The sequence below is a fragment of the Rhodococcus oryzae genome, from assembly GCF_005049235.1.
GTDB classification, from domain to species: Bacteria; Actinomycetota; Actinomycetes; order Mycobacteriales; family Mycobacteriaceae; genus Rhodococcus_G; species Rhodococcus_G oryzae.
This window is the reverse complement of the sequence record NZ_SUMD01000003.1, coordinates 273273-285545: the sequence shown is the minus strand read 5'-3', so window position 1 is coordinate 285545 and position 12273 is coordinate 273273. Positions and strand designations below refer to the sequence as shown.

General features: G+C 70.5%; 14 protein-coding genes. 6 read left to right on the top strand and 8 right to left on the bottom strand.

Translation table 11 applies throughout. From position 1 onward, the window contains the following. Positions 1-54: 54 nt before the first annotated feature. From FCG67_RS07580 to dapA, 6 genes are all read right to left on the bottom strand, one after another. Positions 55-642, bottom strand: a complete 588-nt coding sequence (locus FCG67_RS07580) for a hypothetical protein (protein WP_136908619.1) — start codon at positions 640-642, stop codon at positions 55-57. Beyond that, positions 639-1157, bottom strand: coding sequence for a hypothetical protein (locus tag FCG67_RS07575; protein WP_136908617.1), 519 nt, complete (start codon positions 1155-1157; stop codon positions 639-641). The genes FCG67_RS07580 and FCG67_RS07575 overlap by 4 nt, the downstream gene beginning before the upstream one ends. Then, positions 1154-2836: a TNT domain-containing protein gene (locus tag FCG67_RS07570; RefSeq protein WP_136908615.1), complete on the bottom strand. Its 1683-nt coding sequence runs from the start codon at positions 2834-2836 to the stop codon at positions 1154-1156. The genes FCG67_RS07575 and FCG67_RS07570 overlap by 4 nt, the downstream gene beginning before the upstream one ends. Next, positions 2836-3150, bottom strand: coding sequence for a WXG100 family type VII secretion target (locus FCG67_RS07565; protein WP_077040619.1), 315 nt, complete (start codon positions 3148-3150; stop codon positions 2836-2838). Before FCG67_RS07565 ends, FCG67_RS07570 begins: the two co-directional genes overlap by 1 nt. Beyond that, entirely contained in the window at positions 3147-3641 is a 495-nt protein-coding gene (locus FCG67_RS07560; protein WP_136908613.1) for a YbaB/EbfC family nucleoid-associated protein, read from the bottom strand. The genes FCG67_RS07565 and FCG67_RS07560 overlap by 4 nt, the downstream gene beginning before the upstream one ends. 88 nt (positions 3642-3729) lie before the next feature. Beyond that, positions 3730-4626, bottom strand: coding sequence for a 4-hydroxy-tetrahydrodipicolinate synthase (gene dapA / locus FCG67_RS07555; RefSeq protein ID WP_136908611.1), 897 nt, complete (start codon positions 4624-4626; stop codon positions 3730-3732). A gap of 72 nt (positions 4627-4698) precedes the next feature. Between dapA and FCG67_RS07550 the strand changes: the two genes are divergently transcribed. Continuing rightward, the gene (locus FCG67_RS07550; RefSeq protein ID WP_136908609.1) at positions 4699-5604 is read left to right on the top strand and encodes a LysR family transcriptional regulator; all 906 of its coding nucleotides are present in this window, start codon (positions 4699-4701) and stop codon (positions 5602-5604) included. Here the strand turns inward: FCG67_RS07550 and FCG67_RS07545 are convergent. Beyond that, positions 5597-6733: a L,D-transpeptidase gene (locus FCG67_RS07545; RefSeq protein ID WP_136909051.1), complete on the bottom strand. Its 1137-nt coding sequence runs from the start codon at positions 6731-6733 to the stop codon at positions 5597-5599. The two genes, FCG67_RS07550 and FCG67_RS07545, sit on opposite strands and share 8 nt — an antisense overlap. A gap of 156 nt (positions 6734-6889) precedes the next feature. Further along, positions 6890-8005, bottom strand: coding sequence for a UDP-N-acetylmuramate dehydrogenase (locus FCG67_RS07540; RefSeq protein WP_136908607.1), 1116 nt, complete (start codon positions 8003-8005; stop codon positions 6890-6892). On the opposite strand from FCG67_RS07540, the gene FCG67_RS07535 reads away from it, so the two are divergent. The 5 genes from FCG67_RS07535 to FCG67_RS07515 are packed head-to-tail and all read left to right on the top strand — an operon-like array spanning position 8004 to position 12262. Beyond that, positions 8004-8507, top strand: a complete 504-nt coding sequence (locus FCG67_RS07535) for a DUF2505 domain-containing protein (RefSeq protein ID WP_136908606.1) — start codon at positions 8004-8006, stop codon at positions 8505-8507. The two genes, FCG67_RS07540 and FCG67_RS07535, sit on opposite strands and share 2 nt — an antisense overlap. A 50-nt stretch (positions 8508-8557) precedes the next feature. Next, positions 8558-9061: a DUF2505 domain-containing protein gene (locus FCG67_RS07530; protein WP_136908604.1), complete on the top strand. Its 504-nt coding sequence runs from the start codon at positions 8558-8560 to the stop codon at positions 9059-9061. 47 nt (positions 9062-9108) lie between these two features. Next, positions 9109-9609 carry a DUF2505 domain-containing protein gene (locus FCG67_RS07525; protein WP_136908602.1) on the top strand — a complete coding sequence of 167 codons (501 nt, stop codon included), beginning with the start codon at positions 9109-9111 and terminating at the stop codon, positions 9607-9609. An 11-nt stretch (positions 9610-9620) separates the two neighbouring features. Continuing rightward, complete coding sequence (locus FCG67_RS07520) at positions 9621-10424, top strand: class I SAM-dependent methyltransferase (protein ID WP_136908600.1); 804 nt, start codon at positions 9621-9623, stop codon at positions 10422-10424. Between the two features lie 41 nt (positions 10425-10465). Next, positions 10466-12262, top strand: a complete 1797-nt coding sequence (locus FCG67_RS07515) for an acyl-CoA dehydrogenase (protein WP_136908598.1) — start codon at positions 10466-10468, stop codon at positions 12260-12262. Positions 12263-12273: the final 11 nt, after the last annotated feature.

The following is a 12273-nucleotide window of genomic DNA, read 5'->3' as shown; positions in this document are numbered from 1 at the left end:
ATGCACCCTTCGTCGGATCGATTGTGTCAAGTATTTCCGTGGCTCCGAGCACCATCAGCGCGGGTCGATCGGATCGAATGCCCAGAACGGACGCACTACCCGCATATCTGGGATTCCATGAGTGAGGACATCATCTAGCTCCTCGACCCCGAACATCATCGCGTGACTGAACCATTCGCGATCTTCGATCGGCACAGTGCAGCGTGCGCGCGGATCTGCCTTCCGCACGAGCACGACTCGAACGTCATCCTGAAGGGCCTCGACTCCCTCGTCCAGCCCGGCGTCCGACCATTCCGGACCCCGCGGGTCCAATCCGGCGTGCGCCCGGAGTCGGTCACCGATCCGCACCGCGAGATATCGCTCTGCGTCCTCAATCCTGCTGAAAGACAGTCGAGTGCCCTCGTCCCCATCGTTCGTCCGCGCCAGCCCGAAATGGTCACCCTCGACATACACCTCGAACTCGGCCGAGCCGTCCCGGACCGAGATGCCGCCGCGACGCGTCAGGGCGCTGCCGACCTGACCGGGCATGCCCAGCTTGTCGAAGCGATACCCCCAACGCTGAAATCGCCAGAACAGCGAGCCATATCGGCCCAGCCATCCGGCCAGATCGTCGGTGCGCATGACGCCGTCGGTCGCGTTCACAAGTCCATTCCCTCGATCAGCTGCGCATCGAGTTCCGCCATCGACATCATCATGATCTGGCTGGTGGCTGCCTGCGCGAAAGCCGGTACGCTGCACCAGACGGACGGGTCGTCGCGCAATGACAAACGAGCCCTGTACCTGTCGTCTGTCACCTCTACGGCCGGGTGGACTCCCAGCGCCTTCCATTCAAAGTACTTCAGCGGCAGGTTCAGCCGCGACCGAATCTGCTCGCCTTCGTCCTTCACAAGCAGCTTCGCAGCATCCTCGAATCTGCTGAACCGGTCGCTGATCGTGGGCTTGTTCCGTTCAATCCTGAAGTGCGCGAAATGATCCTCGACAATCACGATCCCCATGTGCAAATCCCCAGCTTCGTACACGAATCCACCCGACACTGTGATCGTCGGAGTCAAGCTCTGGGGGAAGCGTGTCAACTTCGAGCGCTCACCCCATAAACCGAGGTAACTGGCTGCCTCGCCGTAGCGATTCAGCACCGAACCGATGTCATCACATTTCATCTCAGGTAGCCGGATTCCACGAGCCTCGCCACGGTGCCGTCATTCCCATCTAGATCCACGATTCTGTACTGGATGCCTCCGCCGGGTTGACCGAAGCCTGGACCAATGACGGAAGCCTCAATTCTCCACCCTTCCGGAAGAGGTGCACCCGTGACTTCATACTGGGTGTAGCCCTTGCCCAAACTGTCGGGCGGGAGTGCGCGTTGCTCGAATGGAACTCCGTCGGGGGAAAGATAGGCCCCTCGCGTCGGGCCGAAGCGGTCGATGACAGTCCCCTCGGGAAGCCTGATGTCAGGATCGAGGATCCGCAACTCCCCGTCGCTGTCGAGGGCGATCCCGTTGTTGTCCGGGTACCGCCACCATCCGGTTTCCGGGTCGTAGTACCGCGACGCGAACTCTTCCTCCGTCAGCCCGCCGAATCTGTCCCAACCCTCGAGCATCTCGGGTGGCACGCCGTCCGGAATCTCATCCGGGCCGCGCGCCTCCTCCGGCAGGGGTTGCTCGGGGTACCGGGGCGGGAAGTCCGCGTTGTAGTCCGGCTTCGTCGGCTGCCCCGTGGTGCCTGGACCGTTCGAACCATCGCGCCCGTCGTTCCGTCCGGGCAACGACGGCGAGGTCGGGGTCGGCGCACCGGGTGCCGCCGTCGAAATCGCCGCCCCCGTGCCCATGTTCAACCCGTCCGATCTCGCAGGCGGGACGGTCGCGGTGGATCCCGCCCCACCGCCCGCCGAGGGCTCGGTGATCCCCATGTTCAACCCGCCGCTGCGTGGTGGCGGCCCGGCGTCGGCCGAACTGGGGACCGTGCTCGCGGGCGTCTCCAATGGCGAGAAGCGGGGCGCGTCGACCGACGAGGTGGGGCGTGTGGCGGTGTCCCCGCCGCCCGCCGCCCCGACGCCGCCGCCGATCGCGCCCGACGCGAGGTCCTGCCAGGACACGCCCTGACCCGACGCCGCCGCACTGGCCGCGGACCCGGCCGCCCCGGCTATCGTCTCCGTGCCGATCTGCCCGAGCGGTGACCCCGAGCCGAACCGACTGACCCCGCCGGAGACCGCGCCCTCGACAAAGCCCTCGATCGCGCCGGAGGCCAGGCTGCCGGTGTCCAGCCGGTCCCGGTTGCCCTGCAGGATCTGCAGCGACTGGATTGCGCCGTCCAGCAACACATTCTGCGCCGCGCTCACCGCGGCGTGTTGGAGCAGCTTCATGATCAGTTGCCGAACCACCATCCGCACCGCGACCTGGGTGGCGATCTGGGCTGCGGGGATCGCCGCGGTGCTCGCGCCGAGGGTCGGGATGGCCGCAGCGGCGAGCGCCGCGAGCTCGGCGGCCAGCAGCGCCAGCGCCGCGATGATCGTCAGCTTCGCGTACTCGACGTCGGTGGCGGTGGTGTCGCACGATTCGGACAGCTGATCGCACAGCGCGACCAAGGACAGGAACGCGCCGTCGGCGCCGTCGAAGTTCTCCCAGTACTGCGCCATCGCCGCGTTGACGTCGCCGAGCACGGCCGCCAGCGCCTTACCCATCGCGGCGTCGCCGTCCTGGGCGATCAGTTCCACCGCCGACGAGGCCGAGTCCCAGGCGTCGGCCAACCGGCGCAGGGAGGTCTCGTCGGCCTCCGGCCAGTCGGCCCCCACCGCGATCGAGGCGACGCCGCGGAGCCACCCCGGGATCTGGATGCCCATCAGGCCGGTCCGCCGAGGCTGCCCGCGAATCCCCGATCCGAACCGTCGAAGGCGTCCGCGGTCTCGGTGACCGCGCCCGCGATCGCCCGCATCGCCTCGGCGACCTTGAGCAGCCCGTCCACCGCCGAGTCGGCGCCGGGCACGTAGCCCTCGGCGAAGGCCGCGCCGGTCTCGTCGGAGCCCCAGCTCGCGCCCTCGGCCTGCAGCGCGCCGGACAGCTGGGTCCGGGTCCGGTCCAGCGCGTCGGCGACCGCCTCGAACCGCGGCGCGGCGGACCGCAGCCCGTCCGGGTCGACCCAGACCGGGCGGCTCACTGGTCGGCCCCGCGCAGGATGGACGCCCCGGGTTCCCACCCGGACTCCACCGAGTCCCCGTCGGCCACGGCCACCTCCGGCGCCGCCGGCACCAGGTTCCGCAGGCTCGGCGCACCCGGGATCAGGTCGGGCAGGTCGGGGAGGTCGACGCCCGCCTGCGACACCGGCGCCATCAGGTCCTGCACCCGGCGGCGCGCGGTCGCCGCCGAATCGCGGGCGGCGGCGGCGATGGCCTCCCCCAGCCGGGACGGTGTGGACCTCGCGAACGCCTCGGGCGCGAGGTCGACATCCACGACCGCACCGGCCGAATCGACGGTGACCGTGGCCAGCCCGTCCGGCGTCCGCGCCTCCACCCGCAGCGCCGCGACCTCGGACTGCGCCCGGGACAACAGGTCCGACCGGCGGTGCAGGTCTTCGAGCATGCCGTCGATCTGAACCCGCAACGCCTCGTTGCGGGCGCGCAATTCCTCGCGCGCTCCCGGATCCCGCACCCGTACCCCCACAGCAATCACAAGGGCCGCAGCTTCAGCCCGTCACCCTTCTAGACGCGGCGCGGGCCGATTCGGTTCCACCTCGAATTCAGACCGCCGCGAGCGCAGTTCGGAGCGTGGCGAGGTCCGCCGACGGCGTTTCGAGCAGGGGCATGCGGACGGTCGCGTGCGGGATGATGCCCAGTTCGGCCAGCGCCGCCTTGGCCATGATGGCGCCCTGCGAGGTCCGCATCACGGCCTCGGTCAGGCCGAGCAGGGACCGCTGGATGTCCCGGGCGGATTCGAGATCTTCGCTCCGGACCGCTCGGATCAGCTCCGCGTTCCGGTCGGCGGCGATATTGCCCACGACACTGACCACGCCGCATGCCCCGATCGACAGGTAGGGCAGGTTGAGTTCGTCGCTGCCGCAGTAGTAGGCCAGCGACGTGCCTGCCATGACGGTCATCGCGTCGAAGAGGTCCTCCTTGGCGTCCTTCACCGCCCGGATCCGCGGGTGCCGGGCGAGCTCGATCAGCGTGTCCGTCTCCATGGAGATCCCGGTTCGCGCGGGGACGTCGTAGAGCATCACGGGCAGGTCGGTGGCATCGGCGACCGCCAGGCAGTGGCGCACGACCCCGGCCTGGGTCGGCCGGGAGTAGTACGGACAGACGACGAGCAGGGCGTCGGCGCCTGCGGCCTCGGCCTGCCGCGCCCGCTCGACGCTCGCGGCCGTGTCGTAGGTGCCGACGCCCGCGATCACCCGTGCCCGGCCCGTGGCCCGGTCGGCCACCGCCGACACCAGGTCGACCATCTCGGCCGCGGTCAGCGTGGGCACCTCGCCCGCGGTGCCGCCCACGACGATCCCGTCGCATCCGGTGGCCAGGAGGTGGTCGACCAGGCTCGCGACCCCCTGCTCGCTGACGGAGCCGTCGGGCCGCATCGGGGTCACCATCGCGACCAGGTTCGAGCCGAACAACGCCTGGGCAGTCTCACTGGAATCGGTCATGAGGCGATCCTGCCCACCCCGTTCACATCGGTCCAGCGATGCTTTTTTGCCAATAATGCGTAGCCTGGCTTCATGATCGATGTCGGGTCGCTGGGCGCGTTGCGGTCGGTCGCCGCGCTCGGGACCATCGCCAGGGCCGCGGACGAGCTCGGGTTCACCGCCTCGGCCGTCTCCCAACAGGTCAAGCGCCTCGAACGCCAGGTCGGCGTCGCGCTGCTGGCGCCCGCCGGGCGCGGAGTCGTGCTGACCCCGGCCGGTCGGGCGCTGCTCGACGCCGCCCCCGAGGTCTTCCAGTCCCTGGAACGCTGCGCCGAGGCGGCCCGCTCCGTCGCCGACGGGATGCCAACCGGGGTGTTGCGGGTGGCCGCCTTCTCCACGGCCATCCGCGGACTCCTGGCCCCGCACCTGCCGAACCTGGCAGCCGAGTGCCCCGACCTGCACCTGCAGGTCACCGAGCAGGACCCCGACCAGGCGCTGCACTCGGTAGCGGCGGGTACGGCCGACCTGGCGATCATCCACGACGCCGACGGGCTCTCGCCCCGGCTGCCGTCATCGCTGACCCACCGGCATCTCCACACCGATCTCGGCGACCTGGTGATGCACCGCGGCCACCCGCTTGCCGCCGCCCGGCAGCCGCTGACCAGCGCGGACGTCGTCGGCCAGGCCTGGGTGACCAGTCCGCCAGGCACGGTGTGTCACCAGTGGTTCCGGCGCCTGGTCGCGGACCAGCCCGGTGAACCGGATGTCCGCCACCTCGTCGACGACTTCGCGACCCAGCTGTCGCTGGTCGCCGCAGGCTACGTCGTCGCCCTGGTCCCCCGCCTGGCCAGGCCCGCGCTCGGCGACGACCTCGTCACCCGCGTCCTTCAGCCACCGCCCATGCGCGAGGTCTCGGCCGCGTGGAGGCGTAGCGCCGACGCGAGCCCCGCCATCCGAGCCGTGGTCGCCGAGCTGCTCCCCGGCGCCGACGTCAGCTGACCGGAACCGCCGCGCCACCGGCGGGCAGCGCCGACATCTCCTGCCACGCGGCCCAGTCGATCGCCCAGTCGTAGATGTCGCCGTCCCCGGCGGATAGCGGGATCCGGGTCCCGGTGACCTCGACCGGGTCGCCGTACAGCGCGGTGCCGAAGTACTCCTGCGCGTCGCTCAGGGAGAGATTGATGCAGCCGTTGGTCACGTTGGCCGCGCCCTGCACGCCGGTGGTCTCGGGGTTGGCGTGGATGAACTCGCCGTTGTTGGAGATGCGCACCGCCCACCGCTCGCGGACGTTCTCGTAGAAGGGCGGGTTCGACATGAGGAAGTCCTCGTGCTTCTCGCTGACCACGTGGACGCCGCTGCGGGTCACGTTGCGGTCCTCGTTGCCCTCGCCGTAGCTGACCGGGAGATCCATCACCGTCGCGCCGTCCCGCACCACCTGCATGCGGTGGCTGGGGGCGTCCGCCTTGACGATCTGGCTGCGCCCGATGGTGAAGTTCAGGCTCAGGTCCTCGGCGCCGTACGCCCCGTCCCCGTAGTCGACGCCGTACAGGTTGGCCGCGAGGTTCACCGTCGTGCCGGGCGCCCAGTAGTTCTGCGGGCGCCAGTGCGCGCGGGACCCGTTGTCGTCGGGCAGCCAGGCCCATGACCCGGCGGTCGGCGGGTTGGTGGTCACGGTCAGCGCCTTCTCCACCGCCGCCTTGTCCTCGACATGGTCGCTGAACTTGAGGATGATCGGCGCCGCGATGCCGACCTGCTGACCGTCCGCGATGTTCGTGTTCGCGGACGTCGTCGACTGCGGGGTCACCGTGGTGAGCGAACCCTCGACCGGCACGCTCTTGCCGTCGGAGCCGACCGCCGCGCCTGACCAGGTGTAGCGCGCGCCGTAGCCGAGCGGCTCGGAGACGGTGAAGGTGGTCTTGTCCGGGGACAGCACACCCTGCACGGGCCTGCCCGCCTCGTTGGTGAGCGCGACCCCCTGCAGCGTGCCGCGCGCCGCCGTCACGGAGACCGGCGCCGTCGGGCTGACGTCCTCGGCGCCCGCCGCGGGGACCTGGGTGACCGCCGCGACCGGACCGCTCGCCGCCACCGGGTTCCCGCCCCCGCCGCCGATGGTGCAGCCCGCGAGCATCGCGACCGCCGCGAGCAACACGGCTATCGACGAGAACCCGCGGACCCTATTCGTCCGAACACGCTGGTATACCACGCAGGCCACGGTACCTGCGCGAACGATGTGGCCCACGCCTCGCCGACCGCTCGACCTGGGAAGTGCCCGGGAAAGGCCTGGTCAGATGGTGCAGCCCACGGTCACCGGCTCCGGTTCGAGCCGGACCCCGAACGCCTCCTGCACCCCGTCCCGCACCTCCCTGGCCAGCGCCAACAGGTCCTCGGTCGACGCGCTCCCCCGGTTCGTCAGGGCCAGCGTGTGCTTGGTGGACAGCCGCGCCGCCGCGTCCGCTCCGGGGTGCCCCTTGGTGAACCCGGCCCGCTCGATCAGCCAGCCGGCCGACAGCTTGGTGCCCGCGGCGCCGGGGAACTGCGGCACCCGCACCTCATCGCCGAGCCGCGCCGCGATCGCCGCCAGCACCGCAGGCAGCCGATCGTCGGCGAGCACCGGGTTGGTGAAGAAGGAGCCTGCGCTCCAGGTGTCGTGGTCAGCGGGGTCGAGGACCATGCCCTTGCCCGCGCGCAGCCCCAGGACCACCTCCCGGACCTTCGCCGCCGGACGGCGCTCGCCCTCCTCGGCACCCATGGCGTGCGCGAGCTCCCGGTACCGCAGCGGCTCGCTGAGTCCGTCGGGGCGCAGGTCCAGCTCCAGCGCCAACGCCAGCGCCGCGTCCGAGTGCTTCAGCACGCTGGTCCGGTAGCCGAGGCCGAGCTCGTCCGGAGTCACCCACCGCACCTCACCAGTCGCCCGGTCCAGCAGCTGCACCCGCCGCAGCAGGGTGCCGACCTCCACGCCGTAGGCCCCGACGTTCTGCACCGGCGTCGCGCCCGCGGACCCGGGGATCCCGGACAGGCACTCCAGGCCGCCGAGGCCCGCCTCGACGGTCCGCGCGACGACGTCGTCCCACATGGCGCCCGCCTCGGCCAGCACCGAGTCGGGGCCGAGCCGGATCGCATCGTTGGCCACCCGCACCACGACGGCGTCGACGCCCGCGTCGGCGATCACCAGGTTGGATCCGCCGCCGAGGACGAGCGTGGGGGTGCCCGCCGCGTCGAGCGCGCGCACGACGCCGACAAGCGCGTCCGTGTCGCGGCAGGTGAGCATCGCCCGTCCGGGCCCGCCGAGCCGCAGCGTGGTGAACCGCGACAGCGGCACGCCCTCACTCAGCTCGGCACCGAACTCCGCCGCGATGTCACTCAATGCCTGCACGGGGTCAAACGGTAGCCTGCCGAACATGGCCCGCAGCATTCCGCATTCCGCGTCCTACCCTCAACCCGTCGATCAGGTGCACCGGGCCCTGACCAGCGAGCGGTACTGGCGCGACCGCCTGGCCGAGGTCGGCGGCGAGGGCGCCGAGCTGGGTCACGTCGCCACCGGCGAGGGCACCATCGACGTGGAGATGGCCCAGGCCATCCCGGCCGAGCACCTCCCCCCGATCGTGTCCAAGATCCGCCCGGGCGACCTGATCATCACCCGGACCGAGACCTGGGGTGCCCTGGACGGCGGCCGCGCCACCGGCACCTTCAGCGCCCGGGTCGAGGGCCTGCCGGGCGAGGTCACCGGCACGCTCACCCTGGCCCCCGCGGGCACCGGCGCGGCCATCACGCTCGACGGTCGGGTCGAGGTGAAGCTGCCGCTGATCGGCGGCAAGATCGAGGCCGTCATCGCCGAGCAGGTCGTCGAACTCCTCGACGCCGAGCACGGGTTCACCGAGGGCTGGATCGCCGCCAACGGCTGATCCGGATGGGGCAGGTGTGACCTGGGTGATACCAATGTAAATTGCGGGGCATGTCACGCCGAATTGAGTTCACCGCCAACTACACCCGCCCCGCCGCCGAGATCCATCGCACGCTCACCGACGAAGGATTCTGGCGCAACCGCGTCGAGCAGGGCGCCGACAAGGGCCTCACCCTCGCGCGCCTCACCGCCGGCGAGGGCACCATCGACGTCGCCCTCGCCCAGGACATCGACAAGGCCGCCCTGCCGGGCGTCGTCTCCAAGATCCTCAAGGGCGAACTGTCCATCACCCGTGGCGAGGTGTGGGGCCCGCTGACCGACGGCAAGGCCGAGGGCACCTTCAGCACCACCGCCACCGGCATCCCGATCAACGCCTCGGGCACCGCGACCCTGGTCGACACCGCCGAGGGCTCCACCCTGACCGTCGAGGGCGACGTCGAGGTCAGCGTGCGCCTGATCGGCGGCACCATCGAGGGCCTGGTGACCGAGCAGATCCTCGGCATCCTGGCGAAGGACCAGGAAGTCGTCGAGGAGTGGATCACCGCCAACAGCTGACGCGGGTGTTGTCGGTGCGCCGAGCCCGAGCCGGTACCCTGCGGGTCATGGCTCGACGCATCGACTACTCCGCCCGCTACACCCATCCCGCCGAGAAGGTGTACTCCGCGCTGACGAACCGGGACTACTGGGAGGCGCGGATGGTCGAGCTCCGCAAGTTCTCCGACAACCACGTCGAGAGCTTCGAGGTCGGCGACGACGGCATCGACCTCGTCTTCCACCACATCATCCCGCGGGACACCCTGCCCGACATCGCGCAGACCGTGATGAAGAAGGACATGGTGATCACCCGCAAGGAGCACTACAGCGCCTTCGGCGACGAGGTCACCGGCACCTACTCGGCGTCCATCCCGGCAGGCCCCGGCAGCCTCGGCGGCACCATGGCGCTGTTCGGCACCGACACCGGCTCCACGCTGCGGACCTCCTCCGAGGCGAAGGTGTTCATCCCCTTCGTCGGCGGCAAGCTCGAGCAGCTGATGCTGGTCAACCTCGTCGACCTGTTCCGCACGGAGGCCCAGGTCACCGCGGACTGGCTCGCAGAGCAGTAAAACCGAACCTCGTGTCCCGCCCGAGCGGAACCCGAGCGGGTTCCGGCAAGCCGGACGGCGTCATCACCCGCGGCACCACCGGCATCAACCGGCTGCGCCGCAGCGACCGCTGGCTGATGCACCGCGCCGCGGTCGCCGACACGCTGCACGCGGCCGCCGACCCGCTGGTGATCGACCTCGGCTACGGCGCCCGCCCCAACACCACCTTCGAGCTGGCGTCCCGGCTGCGCACCGTCCGCCGCGACATCCGGGTGGTCGGCCTGGAGATCGATCCCGCGCGGGTGGTCGAGGCCCGCGACGGCGTCAGCTTCGCGCGCGGCGGCTTCGAGCTGGCCGGGCTGAACCCGGTGCTGATCCGCGCGTTCAACGTGCTGCGCCAGTACCCGGAGGACGCGGTCGCCGGCGCCTGGGCCAAGCTGCAGTCCGGCCTGGCCCCCGGCGGGCTGCTGGTCGACGGCACCTGCGACGAGCTGGGCAGGCGCTGCGCCTGGGTGCTGCTCGACGCGGACCGCCCGCTGTCGCTGACCCTCGCCTGGGACCCGTTCGACATCGAGCGGCCGAGCGACATCGCCGAACGGCTGCCGAAGGCCCTGATCCACCGCAACGTGCCGGGCGAGCCGGTATACGAGCTGCTGCAGTCGGCCGACCGGGCGTGGGCGACGGCGGCCCCGCACGCCCCGTTCGGTCCGCGGGTGCGCTGGCGGGCCGCCGCGCAGCTGCTGCGGCAGCAGGGCGTGCCGGTGGAGGTCCCGCGCCGACGGCTCCGCGACTGCGTGCTGACGGTCCCGTGGTCGCTGGTCGCGCCGGCGCTCTAGCCTTGTCGGTGACCGAAGCACCTGCGAAGGGACCTGTGAGAATGCGTTCGACCCTGCTGTCGCGGAGAGATCTCGACTTCCTGCTGTACGAATGGCTCGACGTCGAGGCGCTGACGGACGATCCCCGCTACCAGGAGCATTCCCGCGACACCTTCGACGCGGTGCTCGATCTCAGCGAGCAGCTCGCCACCAGGCACTTCGCCACCCACAACAAGAAGGGCGACGAGCACGAGCCGAGCTTCGACGGCACCCGGGTCACCATCATCCCGGAGGCCAAGCAGGCCCTCGACGCGTTCGTGAAGGCGGACCTGATGGGCGCGGGCATGGCCTATGAGGCAGGCGGGTTGCAGCTGCCCGCGACGGTCACCGGCGCCTGCTTCGCCTGGTTCCAGGCCGCGAACGTCGGCACCGCCGCCTACCCGATGCTGACCATCGGCAACGCGAACCTGCTGCTCGCGCACGGCACCCCGGAACAGATCGAGACCTACGCCAAGCCGCTCGTCGCGGGCCGGTTCTTCGGCACCATGTGCCTGTCGGAGCCGCAGGCGGGGTCCTCGCTCGGCGACATCGTCACCCGAGCCGAGGCGCAGCCCGACGGCAGCTACCGGCTGTTCGGCAACAAGATGTGGATCTCCGGCGGCGAGCACGATCTGGCCGAGAACATCGTCCACCTGGTGCTGGCCAAGATCCCGGGCGCACCCGAGGGCACCAAGGGCATCTCGCTGTTCATCGTGCCCAAGTTGCTGGTCGAGTCCGACGGCAGCCTCGGCGAGCGCAACGACGTGACGCTGGCCGGGCTGAACCACAAGATGGGCTACCGCGGCACCACGAACACCGTGCTGAACTTCGGCGACGGCACCCACACCCCCGGCGGCGCGGCGGGCGCCGTCGGGTACCTGGTCGGCGAGGCCGACAAGGGCCTGTCCTACATGTTCCACATGATGAACGAGGCCCGGATCGGTGTCGGCCTCGGCGCGACGGCGCTCGGCTACACCGGCTACCTCAAGTCAGTCGACTACGCCCGGCTGCGCGAGCAGGGCAGGCCCGTCACGGCGAAGGACCCTGCCGCGAAGCCGGTCCCGATCATCGAGCACGCCGACGTGAAGCGGATGCTCCTGGCCCAGAAGTCGTACGTGGAGGGCGCGCTGGCGCTGGAGATGTTCTGCATGCGGATGGTCGACGAGCAGCGGATCGCCGAGACCGTCGCCGCACGCAACCGGATCGGCCTGCTGCTCGACATCCTCACCCCGATCGCCAAGAGCTGGCCGTCGCAGTGGTGCCTGGAGGCGAACAACCTCGCGATCCAGGTGCACGGCGGGTACGGCTACACCCGCGAGTACGACGTCGAACAGCACTACCGCGACAACCGGCTCAACCCCATCCACGAGGGCACCCACGGCATCCAGGGCCTGGACCTGCTGGGCCGCAAGGTCACCCAGCAGGGCGGCATCAGCCTGCGGCTGCTCAGCGAGTCCATCGGCAGGACCATCGCGGACGCCGAGGAGAGCGGCGGCGAGCTCGCGGAGCTGGCCGAACAGCTCGGTGAGGTGCTCGGCCGGGTCGGCACGATCACCGCGGGGCTGTTCGCGTCCGGCGACATCGACGCGGCGATGGCCAACAGCTCGGTCTACCTCGAGGCGGTCGGGCATCTGGTGGTCGCGTGGATCTGGCTCGAGCAGATGCTCGCGTGCGAGGGCAAGACCGGCGATTTCTACGACGGCAAGCGGCAGGCCGGCCGGTACTTCTTCCGGTACGAGCTGCCCAAGACCGGCCCGCAGCTGACGCTGCTCGCCTCGCTCGACCGGACCACGCTGGAGATGCGGGACGCCTGGTTCTGACCGGCCCGCCA

Excerpts from the sequence above, each read along its gene's own strand:
- FCG67_RS07535 (WP_136908606.1), top strand. The coding sequence starts at position 8,004 with ATGGCCCGCAGCATTCCGCATTCCGCGTCCTACCCTCAACCCGTCGAT.
- FCG67_RS07545 (WP_136909051.1), bottom strand. The coding sequence starts at position 6,733 with ATGCTCGCGGGCTGCACCATCGGCGGCGGGGGCGGGAACCCGGTGGCG.
- FCG67_RS07525 (WP_136908602.1), top strand. The coding sequence starts at position 9,109 with ATGGCTCGACGCATCGACTACTCCGCCCGCTACACCCATCCCGCCGAG.
- FCG67_RS07575 (WP_136908617.1), bottom strand. The coding sequence starts at position 1,157 with ATGAAATGTGATGACATCGGTTCGGTGCTGAATCGCTACGGCGAGGCA.
- FCG67_RS07515 (WP_136908598.1), top strand. The coding sequence starts at position 10,466 with ATGCGTTCGACCCTGCTGTCGCGGAGAGATCTCGACTTCCTGCTGTAC.
- FCG67_RS07540 (WP_136908607.1), bottom strand. The coding sequence starts at position 8,005 with ATGTTCGGCAGGCTACCGTTTGACCCCGTGCAGGCATTGAGTGACATC.
- FCG67_RS07570 (WP_136908615.1), bottom strand. The coding sequence starts at position 2,836 with ATGGGCATCCAGATCCCGGGGTGGCTCCGCGGCGTCGCCTCGATCGCG.
- dapA (WP_136908611.1), bottom strand. The coding sequence starts at position 4,626 with ATGACCGATTCCAGTGAGACTGCCCAGGCGTTGTTCGGCTCGAACCTG.
- FCG67_RS07530 (WP_136908604.1), top strand. The coding sequence starts at position 8,558 with ATGTCACGCCGAATTGAGTTCACCGCCAACTACACCCGCCCCGCCGCC.
- FCG67_RS07550 (WP_136908609.1), top strand. The coding sequence starts at position 4,699 with ATGATCGATGTCGGGTCGCTGGGCGCGTTGCGGTCGGTCGCCGCGCTC.